General features: G+C 71.9%; 17 protein-coding genes and 1 pseudogene. 10 read left to right on the forward strand and 8 right to left on the reverse strand.

From position 1 onward, the window contains the following. Positions 1-48: 48 nt before the first annotated feature. Entirely contained in the window at positions 49-735 is a 687-nt protein-coding gene (locus tag IF19_RS0115675) for a DUF305 domain-containing protein (RefSeq protein ID WP_030112435.1), read from the reverse strand. Positions 736-894: 159 nt separating this feature from the next. On the opposite strand from IF19_RS0115675, the gene IF19_RS0115680 reads away from it, so the two are divergent. Next, entirely contained in the window at positions 895-2385 is a 1491-nt protein-coding gene (locus IF19_RS0115680) for an LVIVD repeat-containing protein (protein WP_030112436.1), read from the forward strand. 359 nt (positions 2386-2744) lie between these two features. On the opposite strand, the gene IF19_RS1000000137670 is transcribed toward IF19_RS0115680, so the two are convergent. The 5 genes from IF19_RS1000000137670 to IF19_RS0115705 all read right to left on the reverse strand — a co-directional run bounded on the left by IF19_RS1000000137670 (position 2745) and on the right by IF19_RS0115705 (position 6291). Then, the gene (locus IF19_RS1000000137670) at positions 2745-2921 is read right to left on the reverse strand and encodes a hypothetical protein (RefSeq protein ID WP_167345079.1); all 177 of its coding nucleotides are present in this window, start codon (positions 2919-2921) and stop codon (positions 2745-2747) included. Positions 2922-3014: 93 nt separating this feature from the next. Continuing rightward, positions 3015-3713, reverse strand: a complete 699-nt coding sequence (locus IF19_RS0115690; RefSeq protein WP_030277105.1) for an HAD family hydrolase — start codon at positions 3711-3713, stop codon at positions 3015-3017. Further along, a complete protein-coding gene (locus tag IF19_RS0115695; RefSeq protein ID WP_030112437.1) occupies positions 3707-4399 on the reverse strand; it encodes a phosphatase PAP2 family protein in 693 nt (230 codons plus the stop codon). The genes IF19_RS0115690 and IF19_RS0115695 overlap by 7 nt, the downstream gene beginning before the upstream one ends. A 228-nt stretch (positions 4400-4627) precedes the next feature. After that, on the reverse strand, positions 4628-5563 hold the full coding sequence (locus IF19_RS0115700; RefSeq protein WP_030195938.1) for a M56 family metallopeptidase: 936 nt from the start codon (positions 5561-5563) through the stop codon (positions 4628-4630). Between the two features lie 98 nt (positions 5564-5661). Further along, positions 5662-6291 carry a DUF5134 domain-containing protein gene (locus IF19_RS0115705; RefSeq protein WP_030121057.1) on the reverse strand — a complete coding sequence of 210 codons (630 nt, stop codon included), beginning with the start codon at positions 6289-6291 and terminating at the stop codon, positions 5662-5664. A gap of 279 nt (positions 6292-6570) precedes the next feature. On the opposite strand from IF19_RS0115705, the gene IF19_RS0115710 reads away from it, so the two are divergent. Then, the gene (locus IF19_RS0115710) at positions 6571-7119 is read left to right on the forward strand and encodes a GNAT family N-acetyltransferase (protein WP_030112441.1); all 549 of its coding nucleotides are present in this window, start codon (positions 6571-6573) and stop codon (positions 7117-7119) included. Positions 7120-7228: 109 nt separating this feature from the next. On the opposite strand, the gene IF19_RS0115715 is transcribed toward IF19_RS0115710, so the two are convergent. Next, positions 7229-7912: a glycerophosphodiester phosphodiesterase gene (locus IF19_RS0115715; protein ID WP_078580634.1), complete on the reverse strand. Its 684-nt coding sequence runs from the start codon at positions 7910-7912 to the stop codon at positions 7229-7231. Between the two features lie 305 nt (positions 7913-8217). On the opposite strand from IF19_RS0115715, the gene IF19_RS0115720 reads away from it, so the two are divergent. From IF19_RS0115720 to IF19_RS0115740, 5 genes are all read left to right on the forward strand, one after another. After that, positions 8218-9615, forward strand: coding sequence for a DUF6421 family protein (locus tag IF19_RS0115720; RefSeq protein ID WP_030112443.1), 1398 nt, complete (start codon positions 8218-8220; stop codon positions 9613-9615). A gap of 26 nt (positions 9616-9641) precedes the next feature. Then, complete coding sequence (locus IF19_RS0115725) at positions 9642-10409, forward strand: SDR family NAD(P)-dependent oxidoreductase (protein ID WP_030112444.1); 768 nt, start codon at positions 9642-9644, stop codon at positions 10407-10409. Then, positions 10406-11467 (forward strand): threonine aldolase family protein, encoded by a 1062-nt coding sequence (locus tag IF19_RS0115730; RefSeq protein WP_030736706.1) that lies wholly within the window; start codon positions 10406-10408, stop codon positions 11465-11467. The genes IF19_RS0115725 and IF19_RS0115730 overlap by 4 nt, the downstream gene beginning before the upstream one ends. A 76-nt stretch (positions 11468-11543) precedes the next feature. Then, complete coding sequence (locus IF19_RS0115735) at positions 11544-12137, forward strand: transglutaminase-like domain-containing protein (protein WP_030112446.1); 594 nt, start codon at positions 11544-11546, stop codon at positions 12135-12137. Positions 12138-12249: 112 nt separating this feature from the next. Continuing rightward, the gene (locus IF19_RS0115740) at positions 12250-12942 is read left to right on the forward strand and encodes a B3/B4 domain-containing protein (RefSeq protein ID WP_030112447.1); all 693 of its coding nucleotides are present in this window, start codon (positions 12250-12252) and stop codon (positions 12940-12942) included. A 28-nt stretch (positions 12943-12970) separates the two neighbouring features. Here the strand turns inward: IF19_RS0115740 and IF19_RS0115745 are convergent, their stop codons facing one another. Next, the gene (locus IF19_RS0115745; protein WP_030112448.1) at positions 12971-13693 is read right to left on the reverse strand and encodes a lysophospholipid acyltransferase family protein; all 723 of its coding nucleotides are present in this window, start codon (positions 13691-13693) and stop codon (positions 12971-12973) included. A 231-nt stretch (positions 13694-13924) separates the two neighbouring features. On the opposite strand from IF19_RS0115745, the gene IF19_RS0115750 reads away from it, so the two are divergent. The 3 genes and pseudogenes from IF19_RS0115750 to IF19_RS1000000137025 form a co-directional block, all read left to right on the forward strand. Further along, the gene (locus IF19_RS0115750; protein ID WP_030112449.1) at positions 13925-14251 is read left to right on the forward strand and encodes a thioredoxin family protein; all 327 of its coding nucleotides are present in this window, start codon (positions 13925-13927) and stop codon (positions 14249-14251) included. Between the two features lie 196 nt (positions 14252-14447). Beyond that, positions 14448-14957 carry a flavin reductase family protein gene (locus IF19_RS0115755; protein ID WP_030112450.1) on the forward strand — a complete coding sequence of 170 codons (510 nt, stop codon included), beginning with the start codon at positions 14448-14450 and terminating at the stop codon, positions 14955-14957. Between the two features lie 196 nt (positions 14958-15153). Then, positions 15154-15240: pseudogene (locus tag IF19_RS1000000137025) on the forward strand (electron transfer flavoprotein subunit beta); the annotation flags it as partial.

Consider the following 15240-nt stretch of genomic DNA (forward strand, 5'->3'; position numbering starts at 1 on the left):
GGAGCGGGCGCCGGTGGGCGCGGCCCGCGGCGGGGGAGCCCGCGCGGCTCAGTCCAGCAGCCCGCGCATCCGGTCGATCTCCACGGTCTGCTGGGCGACCACGTCGCTCGCCATCTCCTCGACGAAGACGTCGTTCCCCTCGGTGAGCGCCTCCGTGGCCATGGTGATCGCGCCCTGGTGGTGGGTGATCATCAGCTCCAGGTAGAGCCGGTCGAACGCCTCGCCCTCGGCGGCCCGCAACTTCTTCAGCTGGGCTTCGGTCGCCATGCCCGGCATCCCGCCGTGATCGTGGTGCTGCTCGCGCTGGTCGCCGTCGTTCTTCTTCAGCCAGCCTTCCATCGCCCCGATCTCCGGCTTCTGGCCCGCCGATATGCGTTCCGCGAGCCGCTTGACGGCGTCCGCCGACGCGCGGTCCGCGACGAGCCCGGTCATCACCAGGGCCTGCGCGTGGTGCTGGATCATCATCCGCGCGTAGCGGAAGTCGGCGGAGTTGGCGGTGTCCCCGCCCGCCTCCCGGGCGGCCTCCTCGGCGGAGAGCGTCCGCGCGGGTTCGCCCGGCCTTCCGGGCGCCACCACCCCCGGCCCGGTGTCCCGGGCCGCGTCCGACGCCCCGTCACCGCCGCCCCCGTCACAGCCTCCCAGGGCGAGGACGGCGGCAACGGCCGCCGTCGCGAGCGCGGTTGAGCGCAGAGCTGCGGACCGGCGATGGACCAACACGGCGACCTCCTGTGCCACAGGGTTTGTTGCTGACCGTCCTAGCACGCTTCCACCGGCCGAAGATCAAGAAATTTCATTACGTCTCTGTTGCCATCTATTGATGTGTACATGCGAGGGACGATACTGCCGGAGGTTCATGAACCGTTCGACCCCGAACGGGATACAAGGGAGGACGCAGTGACCTCGTTGCACACCACCCGCGTGCGGCGCAGACGTCTGGGAGCGGTCGCGGCCGCGGCCGGACTCCTCGCCACGCTGCTGACGGCCACCACCGCGGCCGCGACCCCGGACCCGGGCGACGCCCCGGCCGAGCGGGGTTCCGTCACCAAGAGCGAGCAGGCCGAGGCCAGGGCCGCCATCACCGGCGGCGACATACCCGGCGTGGACGAGATCGTCCACAGCTCCAACATCAAGCACCTGACGAACGTGCCGAAGGGCGCTCTCCAGGGCCTCAACACGGACCTCGCCTTCCAGGGCAAGTACGCGTTCGTCGGCAACTACGACGGCTTCGTCATCTACGACATCAGCAAGCCGAAGAAGCCGAAGACGGTCTCCCAGGTCCTCTGCCCCGGCTCGCAGAACGACATCTCCGTCTCCGGGAACCTGCTGTTCCTCTCGACGGACTCCTCGCGCAGCGACGACTCCTGCTCCAGCACCTCCCAGCCCGCCACGGAGAAGTCCTCCTGGGAGGGCATGAAGATCTTCGACATCAGCAACAAGCGGCAGCCCAGGTACATCGCCGCCGTGGAGACCGCCTGCGGTTCCCACACGCACACGCTGGTGCCGGACGGCAAGAACGTGTACGTGTACGTCTCCTCGTACTCGCCCAACGAGGCGTTCCCGGACTGCCGGCCGCCGCACGACGGGATCTCCATCATCAAGGTGCCGGTGAAGGCGCCGCAGAAGGCCCGGATCGTCAACTTCCCGGTCCTCTTCCCGGACGGCGGCAACCCGGGTGCGCCCGCGAACCCGGGCGTCTCCAAGACGACCGGCTGCCACGACCTCACGGTGCTGCCGTCCAAGGACCTGGCCGCCGGGGCCTGCATGGGTGACGGTCTGCTGTTCTCCATCGAGGACCCGGAGCACCCGAAGATCATCGACCGGGTGCAGGACAACGTGAACTTCGCGTTCTGGCACTCGGCCACCTTCAACCAGGGCGCGAACAAGGTCGTCTTCACCGACGAGCTCGGCGGCGGCGGCGCGGCCACCTGCAACGAGGAGATCGGCCCCAAGCGCGGCGCCGACGGCATCTACGACATCGTCGGCAAGGGCGACAAGCGCAAGCTGGTCTTCCGCAGTTACTTCAAGATCGACCGTCACCAGGCCGACGCCGAGGTGTGCGTGGCGCACAACGGCTCGATCATCCCGGTGAAGGGCCGCGACCTGATGGTCCAGGCCTGGTACCAGGGCGGTGTCTCCGTGTGGGACTTCACCGACTCGGCCAAGCCCGAGGAGATCGCCTTCTTCGAGCGCGGCCCGGTCACCCTCGACCAGGTCACCACGGCCGGCCCCTGGTCGGCGTACTACTACAACGGCCACATCTACTCCAGCGACATCGCCAAGGGCTTCGACGTGCTGAAGCTCGATGACCCGCGCACCGACCCGGCGAAGCGGGTCGAGCTGGACGAGCTCAACGTGCAGACGCAGCCGGACTACTTCGACCGCTGATCCACCGGCCGGTCCCGCGTCCCCTGCGCCGCGCGACGTACTCCGGGGGCCGGTGCTCCGGGGGCGGACTTCCGCCCCGGAGCACCGGCCCCCGGTGCGTGCGGCACCGGAAATTCATTGACCGGTGAGCCGGGTGGGGACATGCTGGATCCCTGCGGCGGAGGGCTCCACGACACCGGCCCCCGACGCGGCCCACGGCCGTGCCCCACGGGATACGCCGCGGGCGCGCCCGGATCCGGCGACGCGGGGGATCGTCGGATCCGGCGCGGTGTTCTCGACAGCCGGCTCCACCGGACCGGGGTGCGGTGTCCCTCCCGGCTCACGGCCCCGCCGCCGGACGGTTCGCGGCGGTACGCCGGTCAGGCGGCGCTGCGGGCGCCTTTGCCGGTGGCGGCGGCCCACTCCACCAGCAGCCGCTGGTACGCGGCCTCGTCCTGCGGCGTCAGGCAGCCGTGCGAACGCTGCCACAGGTCGCGGATCTCCGCGTTGACCTCGGCTGCGGAACGGGCGGACACGGACGACGACATCGGGGACATGTCCACCAGGCTACGGCCACGAGCGAGGGCCCATACCCCTTTCGGGGCGGGATATGCCTCACATCACGGCCCGGCGCCGTCGCCCGCCACCGCTCAGGGGCCCGGGACCAGACCCAGGGAACGCAGGCCGGCGGCCCTCTCCGACACCGGCAGATGGTCCACGAACCGCACCTCGCAACCGATGGCCGCCGCACCCCCGTCCGCCCGCCGGTCGTCACCGACCATCACCACGTCCGCCGGATCGCGGCCGATGAGCGAGCAGGCGATGCGGAACAGCCCCGCGGCCGGCTTCTGGAGTCCGTGCTCGTAGGACAGGACGTAGGCGTCGACCAGGGGGTCGAGCCCATGGGCGCGGAAGACCGGGCGCAGGTCCCAGCCGATGTTGCTGACCACGCCGATGGCGATCCCCGCCCGTCGCAGACCCTCCAGCACCTCCTTCGCGTCCGGATACGGCTGCCATGCCTCCGGCCGCATGTGGCGGGCATAGAGCGCGTCGTACAGCCCCGGCCCGGGAAGGGCGACGGTCCGGGCCAGACCGGTGTACGCCTCGCGGTGCAGGGCGGCGCTCAGGTCCCGCCGTGCCATCGCGTCCGCCAGCCGCTCCGGGACCCGGAGCGGCGCGGGGCCGCCCGGGAGGGCTCCGGACTCCGTGAGACCGGTCACGTACCGCTCGAAATCCTCCGGCGGGACGTCGACGTCCTCCTCGCGCAGGACGGCCGCGAGCCAGGACCGGACCGGCTCGATGCGGAACAGCGTCCCGGAGAAGTCGAACAGGACGCCTCTGATCACCACGACGTGCTCCTCTCGCCGGGTGCGGCGTACCGGGCGTATCCGGTGGCGCAGCAGGCCACGACGGCCACCCCCAGCAGTGTGCCGCCCACGACGTCGGTCAGCCAGTGCACCCCCAGGTAGACCCGGGTCGCGGCCACGCCGACCGCCGAGACCAGTGCGACGGCCAGGGCGGCCCACCGCAGCCCGGGGCCGCCGCCGTGCAGCCCCAGCAGCCACACCAGCAGTCCGCAGCTCACGACCGCCGTCATGGCGTGCCCCGAGGGGTACGCGGCGTACTGGGCGGAGTCCACCGGGTCCGGCCACTCCGGGCGCTCCCGGCCCACCGCGGCCTTCAGGCCCTGCTGGAGCAGCGAGGCGAGCAGGCTCGTCGCGGCCACCCAGAGGGCGAGCAGGCGTGCGTTCCGCCACCACAGGGCGACCACGGTCACGGCGATCAGGGCGCGCATGGTCCACGGGTCCCACACCCAGTCCGTCAGCACCCGGCTCACCGCGACCGCACCGGGTTCGGCCACCGCGTGCCGGTGCAACGCGTCGGCGACGGCCCTGTCCAGCGACACCAGCGGCGACCAGCGCGCCGCCACGAGGGCGAGCAGTATCAGGGAGGCGGCTCCGGCGACGGCCGCGATCCGCGGGGCGGCGGCGGGGCGGGAGACGAGGGCCGGGGCGGGGGAGTGGGGGGAGGGCATGGGCCGATCCTCGCGGAGGACACCGTCGCGGGGCCACCCTCCGGACCCGGACGTCTCGGCGTTTCCGGCGGATCAGGACCGGACACACCCCGGGCGGCTCCCCGCGGCCCGGCGCCGCACCCCCGCGCTCTCCGGCGCGCGGGGACCTCGCGGGACCCGGCCCGGCGTACGGAGCCCGGGGACGCGCCGGGACGGTTCGCGGGAGGCCGCCGCGGCCCCCGGCACACCTCAGCCCAGTGCGCGCAGGCCCGGGACGAAGGCCACGATCACGGGGACGACCGGCACCAGTGCGGCGGCGGCCGTCAGCCGCAGCCGGCGGCCCGCCGTGAGCCGTTCGACCGGGGCGAGCAACCGGTTGACCCGGTGGGGGACTTCGGCCTGCGGAGTGGGGCAGGGGCCGAACACTCCGCGGTCCTCGTTGAGTCCGACCAGGGCGAGCGCGGTCGTGAGGCGGCCGAAGCGCCGGGAGGCCACGTCGTCGGCGGCCAGTTCGACCAGCCGGTGCATCTCGTCGCGGAACGCGGCGAACACCGGGACCTGCGGGAAGCCGTTCGCCAGGGCCGACGAGCAGTGCAGCAGCCAGTCGTGCCGGGCCTGGGCGTGGCCCTGCTCATGGGCGAGCACGGCATCGAGCTGACGGCCTTTCAGTCGGCCCAGCGCCGCAGTGGTGATGACGAGTTGGGGTGCGGTCCCGGGCAGCCACCAGGCGTCGGGGCGCTCACCCTCCAGCACCACGAGGCGGTCCGCGCCGGGCTCCTCGCCGGGCATCAGCGGGGCACGCACCAGCAGCTCCGCCCGGCGTTGCCTGCGCCGCCGCCGCGCCCGCCCCACCTCCCGCAGGAGCATCGCGCCGCTCCACAGACCGCCGAGCGCCAGCAGGACCGCGATGACCGCGGACCACGGCCCGTACGCTGCCAGCGCGTACGCCTCGACCACGGCGTGCGGGGCGGGGGCGAAGACATGGCCGCGCACCGCCTGCCAGGCGGCGGCCGCGCTGAACGTCATGGACAGGGCGAACGACACGAGGACCCCCGCCACCACGCACTGCCATACCCACAGGGCCACGACCGGCTCGCGTTCCGGCCACTTGGCCCGCGCCATGACGCGAGGGGTCGCCAGGGCGGTCAGTGCACCGAGCAGGAGCAGCGCGAGGGAGACCAGCATGGCCACACCCTATGAGCGGCGGACACGCCCGGGGTACGGCCTCGACGGGCAAGTGACGCAGACCACTGTCGAAAGGGGGTTCTGTCCCACCTTCCGTCTCACAGGGTGAGCAGCATGGCGAACATGCCGATCCCCATCGTCAGCCGGCAGGCGGTCGCTATCTCCGGCCGCCCGTGCGCACCGCCGCCGCGGAAGCCTTCCGCGTCATAGCCGCCGAGACCGGCCCCGGGGGCTCCGGAGCGCGGGGCGCCGCCCGTCGGGGCGGCAGCGGTCACGGGTAGCAGGCGTCCGGCCGAGCCCAGTACGTAGCAGATGTAGTAGACGAGCAGCGCCCCGGTCAGCAGGGGTATGCCCCCGGCCCCCGCCGCCCCGTGCCCGGCATGCCCGCCTCCGCCGCCCGTCATCGCGGGGGCCATGGCCACGGCCATGTAGACCATGGCCAGCGACCCGACGAGGTGGTGCAGGTGGTGGCCGCCGCGCAGCGCGGGCCGTAGCGCCCGCACGGCTGCCGCGCCGAACAGCGCCGCGTAGACCGCCCACGCCCAGTCCGGGGGCGACAGCACCGCCGCCGGGACGGCCATCGCCGCCATGCCGAAGCCCATCAGCGCCTCCGAACGCGCGGTGCGGCGCTCCTGCCGTGTTCCCGTGCGGGCGCGCAGCAGGCAGTAGGCCCCGCTCGCCGCGCACAACGCCATCAGCAGCCAGCCGGCCTGGGTCCCTCCGTGCACGCCGCGCCCCCGATCCCCCGTCGGTCCTCCACTGTTGCGGTCGACCGGATCGATGCCCGGCGGACCGGCGGTGAACCAGGCGCACGGGGGTGTGAAAGGGGTGCGCCCGGTGCGCACCGGGGGCGCTCCGGGTCGCGTTACGCTCGACCGCACGTGCGACGGCGAAGCCCCCGGCCCTCGCCGCGGCAGCGTGGGAGCGCGTGCCGCGGCAGACGGACGGCGCGGAAGCGGCAGCGCGCGAGGAGAAGCGCAGAACGAAGAGGAACGGAGCGCCCCACCATGGACACCGCCACGCCCCGCGACGCGGCCCGGCCGACCTTCCGCGACGCGACCGGGGACGACGTCCCGGCGCTGGTGGCCCTGGTCGAGTCCGCCTACCGGGGCGATTCCAGCCGCGCCGGCTGGACCACGGAGGCGGACATCCTCCAGGGGCAGCGGACCGATGAGCAGGGGGTGCGCGAGGTCATCGACGCTCCGGGAAGCAGGCTGCTCGCCGTCGAGCGCGACGACGAGCTGATCGCCTGCTGCCAGCTCGAACACCGGGGCGCCGCCGCCTACTTCGGCATGTTCGCGGTCCGGCCCGGCCTCCAGGGTGGCGGGCTCGGCAAACTGATCATCGCCGAAGCGGAGCGCATCGCGAAGGAGAGCTGGGGCGTCACCGAGATGCACATGACGGTGATCTCGGTGCGCGACGACCTGATCGCCTGGTACGAGCGGCGCGGCTACCGCCGTACGGGACAGCTCACGCCCTTCCCGTACGGCGACGAGCGCTTCGGCGTCCCGCAGCGCGACGACCTGGCCTTCGAGCTGCTGGTCAAGGACATCTGAGGGCCCTGCGAGGACATCTGAGCGTCCTGCGAGCGGTCCCACCCGCCGGCCGCACCCGGAACCCGCCCGAGCCGGATCCGGCGCCCGGCCGGCCCGGCCCCGTCCGCGCTCAGGCCGTGAAGCGTCCGGCGCGGCGGATCTCGGGGAAGTCGGTCGTCGCGCCGTCCAGGTTCAGCGCCCGCGCCAGGCGCAGGTGGTCCTGGGTGTTCACCACCCAGCCGATCACCTTCACGCTCTCCGCGTGCGCCTGCTCCACCACCTCCAGGGTCAGGCGGCGGATGTTCAGCGCGAGCGTCGCCGCGCCCGCCGCCTTAGCCCGGTCCACCACGTCCGCGCCCCATCTGCCGGCGATCAGGACCGTCCGCACCCCCGGTACCAGCCGGGCGATCTCCACCACGGCCTTGTCGTGGAAGGAGGAGACCTCCACTCGCCCGACGAGATCGCGCTCCAGGATCACCTCCGCCAGCGCGCGGGCCGCCGCCACGTCCTTGATCTCCGCCTGCAACGGGGAGGAGACGGCGTCCAGCACCTCCTCGAAGACGGGGATCCGCTCGCCCTGACCCGCGTCCAGTTCCCGCAGCTCGGCGAGCGTCTTGCCCGCGATCGGCCCGGTCCCGTCGGTGGTGCGGTCCACGTCCGCGTCGTGCATCACGGCGAGCGCGCCGTCCTTGCTGAGGTGGAGGTCCAGCTCGATGGCGTCCATCCCGGACGCTTCGGCGCGGACGAAGGAGCGCAGGGTGTTCTCGGGCTCGACACCCATCACTCCGCGATGGCCCAGGGTGAGAAAGGACAAGGCGACCTCGTTTCCGTCGGCGGGTTTCCCGTCGACTGCTCCTGCCCGCGCCGGGATGCGGCGATACGGCACCGGGAAGGGTAGCGGCGGTCGGCGGCGATGTCCCCCGTCGTGCGGACACCGTGCGCGGCGAACCGCCCGGCTCCGGCGCTCCTGCTGGAACCAAGCGCCTACCCCGGACGCGACAGGAAAAACAGCGGTGACCATGGGGGGTGCGCAGGATAATTTTCAGGGGCGCACTTGTCGGAGGGCGGTCTGCGAGGCTACGGTGAATTCACGCGAGGTTCTCCCGTGGAGGAAGTGTTATGACGGAAATTCTTGTGCACGACGCCACCGAAGGCGCGATAGCTACGGCCCAGCGGGTGGTCGAGCACCCGGCCTGGCCCGTGCTCAAGGATGCCGTCGAGGAGATCCGCCCCTGGCAGTCCGAGGACGGGTCCATCGACTTCGAGGCCGAGGGCGCCCCCTCGCCGGCCGCCGTCGAGAAGGTCCTCGACCGGGTGATCGGCGCCGTCGAGGAGCTGTCCCCGCTCCTCCCGCACGACGCCGCCTACCACCGCGCGCTCGTCACCGACCTGCGCCGCTGGGCCGCCGACGGTTTCCGCGTCCCGGACTTCCTGGACTCGCTGCTCGCCTTCCAGCCCGCGCGGAACCGGGCCGACGGGCTCCAGCACCTCGTCGTCTTCGCGATGTACACGCAGAACGGCAACCCCGACCGCAATCTCGAAGCGGTCGTCCTCAAGATGGTCTGGCCCGAATGGCTCGCCGAGCTGGAGGCCACCCGCTACGACAACCCGCTCTTCTGCGGCATCACCTTCGAGGACTTCACCTCCGGCTACGACACCCATTCCGCGGTGCTCTTCCCGGAGACCATCGCCGTGCGCGAGGCCCCCGAGCGCTTCAGCTGGGGCGGCATCTTCTGCGACCGCGAGGCCGCCCGATTCCGCCGCGTCACCGAGGCGTCCGTCGACCTGCTCGGCCTGGAGCTGCCCGACGACATCCGCGCGATGATCGGCGACCAGCAGCGCTGCGAGCAGGCGTTCGTCCTGTGGGACATGGTCCACGACCGCACCCACAGCCACGGTGACCTGCCGTTCGACCCGTTCATGATCAAGCAGCGCCAGCCGTTCTGGATGTACGGCCTGGAGGAGCTGCGCTGCGACCTCACCGCCTTCAAGGAGGCCGTGAAACTGGAGTCCGAGGGCAACGCCCACGGCCGTGACGTGCAGTACGCGGTGCTCTTCGACCGGATGTTCCGCTTCCCCGTCTCCGGCGAGCGCGTCCGCAACTACGACGGCCTCGGCGGCCAGCTCCTCTTCGCCTACCTCCACAAGCACGACGTCGTCCGCTGGACCGACAACACCCTCAAGATCGACTGGGACCGCGCCCCGGAGATCACCAACCAGCTCTGCGGCGAGATCGAGCAGCTCTACCGCGACGGCATCGACCGCCCCAAGCTGGTCCACTGGTTCGCCGCCTACGACCTGGTCTCCACCTACCTCGCGCCGCATCCCGGATCGCGCTGGGCCAAGGGCCCCGACGCCCTCGACCTCACACTTCCTCCTCGCAAGCTCGTCGACGACGTGCTTCCGGACGAGTTTCCCCTGAGCATGTTCTATGAGGCGCTCGCCAAGAAGCTGAAGCACGTGATTGCCTCTGCCAAGGGAATCACCGCGGCGAACGACGAGCGGGCAGCCGCGTGAACCATTCTCCGGAGGAGGCGGTGGCCATGAACGGAAACGGCACGGGCGAGGGGACCGGCGCGCTCGAAGGGGCGGTCGTCGCGGTCGCCGGAGCGGCCGGCCCCGCCGGGCGCGCGACGCTGCTGAGGCTCGCCGAGGCGGGCGCGACGGTCGTCGGCTGCGACGCCCACCCCGAACGCCTCGCCGAGGCGGTGGACGCCGCCCGGTACGCCCACGGCGGCGCCACCGTGACCGGCGAGACCGTCGACCTGCTCGACCTCGACGCCACCCGGGACTGGGCCAAGCGCACCGAGGCGGAGTTCGGCCGCGTCGACGGCCTGGTCCACCTCGTCGGCGGCTGGCGCGGCAGCCCGACCTTCCAGGAGACCGCGCTCTCCGACTGGGACGCCCTGGAGAAGCTGCTCATCCGCACCGTCCAGTCGACGTCCCTGGCCTTCCAGGAGGCCCTGGAGCGCAGCGACCGCGGCCGCTTCCTCCTGATCAGCGCCGCCGGCGCCAGCAAGCCCACCGCGGGCAACGCCGCCTACTCCGCTGCCAAGGCCGCCGCCGAGGCGTGGACCCTCGCGCTGGGCGACGCCTTCCGCAAGGCGGGGGGCGAGGCCGGCCCGCGTACCGCCTCTGCCATCCTGGTGGTCAAGGCACTGGTGAACGACGCCATGCGCGCCGAGCGCCCGAATGCGAAGTTCGCGGGCTTCACCGACGTCACGGAGCTGGCCGAGGCCATCGCCGGCGTCTGGGACCGGCCCGCCCCCGAAGTGAACGGAAGGCGCCTGTGGCTGACCCCGCAACCGTGAGGACCGACGCACGACGTCACCACGATCCGCAGGTACGCGGCTTCGCCAGCGACAACTACGCGGGCGCGCACCCGGAAGTCCTCGCGGCCCTCGCCCTCGCCAACGGCGGCCATCAGGTCGCCTACGGCGAGGACGAATACACCGACCACCTCCAGCGGGTCATGCACAGCCACTTCGGCCCCACCGCCGAGGCGTTCCCGGTCTTCAACGGCACCGGCGCCAACGTGGTCGCCCTCCAGGCGCTCACCGACCGCTGGGGCGCGGTCATCTGCGCCGAGTCCGCGCACATCAACGTGGACGAGGGCGGCGCACCCGAGCGGATGGGCGGCCTCAAGCTGCTCACCGTGCCCACCCCGGACGGCAAGCTCACCCCCGAGCTGATCGACCGGCAGGCGTACGGCTGGGACGACGAGCACCGGGCCATGCCCCAGGTCGTCTCGATCACCCAGAACACCGAGCTGGGCACCGTCTACACCCCCGACGAGATCCGCGCCATCTGCGACCACGCCCACGAGCGCGGCATGAAGGTGCACCTCGACGGGGCCCGGATAGCCAACGCGGCAGCCTCCCTGGACGTGCCGATGAGGACGTTCACCAACGCGGTCGGCGTGGACGTGCTGTCCTTCGGCGGTACGAAGAACGGCGCGCTGTTCGGCGAGGCCGTCGTCGTGCTGAACCCGGACGCGGTCCGGGCGATGAAGCACCTGCGCAAGCTGTCCATGCAGCTCGCCTCCAAGATGCGCTTCGTCTCCGTGCAGCTGGAGGCGCTGCTGGCCAAGGACCTGTGGCTGCGCAACGCCCGGCACGCCAACGCCATGGCGCAGCGGCTCGCCGAGGGGGTCCGGGCGGTCGACGGGGTGGAGATCCTCCACCCGGTCCAGGCGAACGCCGTCTTCGCCCGGCTGCCGCACGCGGTCAGCGAGCGGCTCCAGCAGCGGTTCCGCTTCTACTTCTGGGACGAGACGGCCGGTGACGTCCGCTGGATGTGTGCCTTCGACACCCGTGAGGACGATGTCGACGCCTTCCTCCAGGCGCTCAAGGAAGAGATGGCACGGTAACGCATCGATCGCATGACTATGCGGCCGACCGGAAATCGATAGATATCTGGTCGGCCGCTTCGTAGGCTCTGCCGTCATGGAGCTCACGCAGCAATCCCCGGACATCGAGGCGTATTTGGCCGCCGACGAGGCCATCGACCACGGCCACCCGCACGTCGAGGAGGCGGCTGCCCGACTCGCGCTCACGGCGGACAGCGCATACGCATACGCGCACGCGGCCTTCGACTTCGTCCGCGACACCATCGCGCACTCCGCCGACACCGGGGACGAGCGCGTCACCTGGCGCGCCTCGGACGTGCTCGCCGCCCGTACCGGCATCTGCCACGCGAAATCCATCGCCCTCGCGGCGCTGCTGCGCGCCCGCGGCATTCCGGCCGGCCTCTGCTACCAGCGGCTCGCCCGCGGCGCGAAACCGATGCTCCACGGTCTGGTGGCGCTGCGGTTGCCCGGGGCCCGGCGCTGGGCCCGGGTGGACCCGCGCGGCAACAAGCCGGGCGTCGACGCGCAGTTCTCGGTCGAGGAGGAGCGGCTGGCGTGGATCGTGCGCACAGAGTTCAATGAAGTCGACTATTCGGTAGTCTATGCTGCACCACCCGAGGTGCTCCTCCATGCGATGAAGAACGCCCGGGACCGCTCGGAGCTCTGGCGGAACCTCCCCGCGGGACTCTGAGCCCACGGATCCGGTGCACCCGTACGCCTCCGGAACCCGCCGACCGCCCCGTACCGAAGCGTGGAGCCGCAGAGCCGGCCCGGCCCCACGCGGCAACGCAGTAAGGCAGACGATGACCCTCACGCTCACCGTGTCCGACGAGGTGCGCACCATCGCACCCGGCTTCGCCCACCTCGCCGTCGAGGCGCACGGGCTCCGCAACGGCCCCAGCGACGCACGTAGCTCCGCCCTCCTGGACGACGCCGCCCGCCGCCTCGCCGACCGCCTCGACGGCAGGGCGCCGCACGAGGACCCGCACATGGCCGCCTGGCGCGCGGCCTACACCGCCTTCGGGGCCAAGCCCTCCCGCACCCGCAACTCGGCCGAGGCGCTCGCCCGCCGTGCCCTCGCCGACGGCGGTCTGCCCCGCATCAACCTGCTGGTCGACGCCTACAACGCGATCAGCGTCGCCCACCTCGTCCCGGTCGGCGGCGAGGACACCGACCACATCAAGGGCGGCATGCGGCTGATCCGCGCGACGGGCGACGAGCCGTTCCCCACCGTCGCGGGCGGCGAGGAGACGGTGGAGCACCCCGAGCCCGGTGAGGTCGTCTGGTGCGACGACGAGGGCGTCACCTGCCGCCGCTGGAACTGGCGCCAGGGCGTACGCACCCGGCTCACCGAGGAGTCCGTCAGCGCCCTCTTCCTCCTGGAGGGCCTCGCGCCCATGACGCACGGCGAACTCGACGCCGCGGGCGCCGAACTCGCCGGTCATCTGCGACGACTGAGCCCCGGAGCGCGGATCACCGTCCACGCCCCGCGCTGAGGCGGGGTCCGTCCCGCCGGGGGCGGTGTCAGCCGAGCTCGCGGGCCTCGGCGGGGGTCGGAGCCGTCCCGCCGAGGTGAGCCGGCACCCACCACGTGTCACTCGCGTCCTTGGGGCGTACGGGGTAGGCCCGCTGCGCCGCCTCCAGCAGCTCCTGCACCCGCTCCCGCAGCCGCCGGGTGATCGCACCCGCGTACTGGTCGGCGGGCGCCTCCACGGGCTCGCCGACGCGGATCGTGACCGGGATGTGGCTGCGCTTGAAATTGCGCGGCCGGCCCTTCGTCCAGATCCGCTGCGTGCCCCAGAGCGCCATCGGGATCAGCGGGACCCCCGCCTCCTGGGCCAGGCGCGCGGCGCCCGACTTGAAGCTCTTCAGCGTGAAGGACTGCGAGATGGTGGCCTCCGGGAAGACGCCGACGATCTCGCCGGAGCGCAGCGACCGGAGCGCGTGCGCGTACGCCTCCTCGCCCTGCTTGCGGTCCACCGGGATGTGCTTCATGCCCCGCATGAGCGGACCGGAGACCTTGTGCCGGAACACCGACTCCTTCGCCATGAACCGGACGAGCCGCTTCTGCGGGAGGGCGCCGAGCCCGGTGAAGATGAAGTCGAGATAGCTGATGTGATTGCTGACCAGCACCGCACCACCGGTCTTCGGGATGTGCTCCGAACCCTGAGTGTCGATCTTCAGGTCGAGCGCCTTGAACATGGTGCGAGCGGCGCCGATGACCGGTCGATAGACGAGTTCTGCCATCGGGGGAAGGCCCTTCGTTCAGTGGCGCGGGAGGGTTCTCCCGGCGGAAGTTACGCAGCCGTAGGTTTTCGGCATTGTGGCGATCGTGCCCCATGCGCGAGCCCCTGGCCAGCCCCGGTGGGCCCGGGACACGAGATTCTTGTCACGTGGGCGCCCGCCGGGAGCTGCGGGAATGCCCGGGCGGCCGTCGGTGCTGAGCTGTGGAGAAGAGCTCTGATCAGGAGGCACCAGGTGGACGGCCGGACACAGCCGCAGCGGCTCGACGCAGCCCAACTCGGCGCGGAACTGGGGGAACGCGCGACGTTGGTCCAGTTCTCCAGCGCCTTCTGCCAGCCGTGCCGGGCCACCCGCCGCACGCTCGACGAGGTGGCCGGGATGGTCGACGGGGTCGCCCACGTCGAGATCGACGCCGAATCCCACCTCGACCTGGTGCGGCGGCTCGACATCACCGGCACGCCGACGGTCCTGGTGCTCGACGCCGGGGGAGAGGTGGTCCGCCGGGCGTCCGGTCAACCGCGAACCGTCGACGTCGTCGCGGCGCTGGGGCACGCCATATGACGGACCGTGACGCATCTCCCACATTCCGGGACGCCCTTGACGGGGCCCTCCACGCATCGTCAGTCTGACGTTATGCCGCCAGAACTCCTTCTCCACGGCCGGGCCCACGTGGACCTCGCCCGCTGTGCGAGTGCGCGCTGTCCGGGTGCCTGAGCACCCACGGACCCGTACGCCACTCTCGTAGAAGGACACCTCCATGACGGCAACGCCGGACCTCGCCCCCGCCGTGACGGCCGCGAGCCCCGAACTCCTCCGCTCCGTCTTCCGCCGCCACGCCGCCGGCGTGGCCGTGATCACCGCGGCCGGGGACCGCCCGGTCGGCTTCACCGCGACCTCGCTGACCTCCGTCGCCGCCGAGCCTCCGCTGATCTCCTTCGGCGTCGGTACGTCGTCCTCCAGCTGGCCCGTGCTGTCCGAGGCCGACCACGTCGGCGTCCACATACTCGGCGAGCACCAGGAGGATCTGGCCGCCACCTTCGCCCGCAGCGGGGCCGACCGCTTCGGCCCGTCGACCGAGTGGAGCAGCGGGCCCGAAGGCGTTCCGCTGCTCGCCCACGTGTCGGCCTGGCTGGTCTGCCGCGTGGTGAGCCGTGTCCCGGCCGGGGACCACCGCATCGTCATCGCCGAGGCCGTGGCCGGCTCGCATTCCGGGCCCGGACGCCCGCTCGTCCATCACCAGGGACGCTTCACCGCTCTGCGAGACTGAGGGCACGCACGCACAGGTCCGCCGCGTCGGCAAGGTCACAGTGCACACCGCTTGCCCACGGGTACGACACTGGATGTACTGGCGAGTAATATCGGCTTCGGAACCTCGGTCCTCGTGACCGGATCCGGCCCGACAAGGCGCCTATGCTGCGTGCAACAAGGCAGCCCGGAAAAGACGATGCAGTAGGAGAGCCGGCGTGAGCTTGAGGATCGTTGTCTGTGTGAAGTACGTGCCCGACGCGACCGGTGACCGGCGTTTCGCCGATGACCTGACGCTGGACCGT

It is taken from the genome of Streptomyces californicus (assembly GCF_000717645.1).
Taxonomy (GTDB): domain Bacteria; phylum Actinomycetota; class Actinomycetes; order Streptomycetales; family Streptomycetaceae; genus Streptomyces; species Streptomyces californicus.

Excerpts from the sequence above, each read along its gene's own strand:
- IF19_RS1000000137670 (WP_167345079.1), bottom strand. The coding sequence starts at position 2,921 with ATGTCCCCGATGTCGTCGTCCGTGTCCGCCCGTTCCGCAGCCGAGGTC.
- IF19_RS0115695 (WP_030112437.1), bottom strand. The coding sequence starts at position 4,399 with ATGCCCTCCCCCCACTCCCCCGCCCCGGCCCTCGTCTCCCGCCCCGCC.
- IF19_RS0115700 (WP_030195938.1), bottom strand. The coding sequence starts at position 5,563 with ATGCTGGTCTCCCTCGCGCTGCTCCTGCTCGGTGCACTGACCGCCCTG.
- IF19_RS0115710 (WP_030112441.1), top strand. The coding sequence starts at position 6,571 with ATGGACACCGCCACGCCCCGCGACGCGGCCCGGCCGACCTTCCGCGAC.
- IF19_RS0115720 (WP_030112443.1), top strand. The coding sequence starts at position 8,218 with ATGACGGAAATTCTTGTGCACGACGCCACCGAAGGCGCGATAGCTACG.
- IF19_RS0115725 (WP_030112444.1), top strand. The coding sequence starts at position 9,642 with ATGAACGGAAACGGCACGGGCGAGGGGACCGGCGCGCTCGAAGGGGCG.
- IF19_RS0115735 (WP_030112446.1), top strand. The coding sequence starts at position 11,544 with ATGGAGCTCACGCAGCAATCCCCGGACATCGAGGCGTATTTGGCCGCC.
- IF19_RS0115740 (WP_030112447.1), top strand. The coding sequence starts at position 12,250 with ATGACCCTCACGCTCACCGTGTCCGACGAGGTGCGCACCATCGCACCC.
- IF19_RS0115745 (WP_030112448.1), bottom strand. The coding sequence starts at position 13,693 with ATGGCAGAACTCGTCTATCGACCGGTCATCGGCGCCGCTCGCACCATG.
- IF19_RS0115755 (WP_030112450.1), top strand. The coding sequence starts at position 14,448 with ATGACGGCAACGCCGGACCTCGCCCCCGCCGTGACGGCCGCGAGCCCC.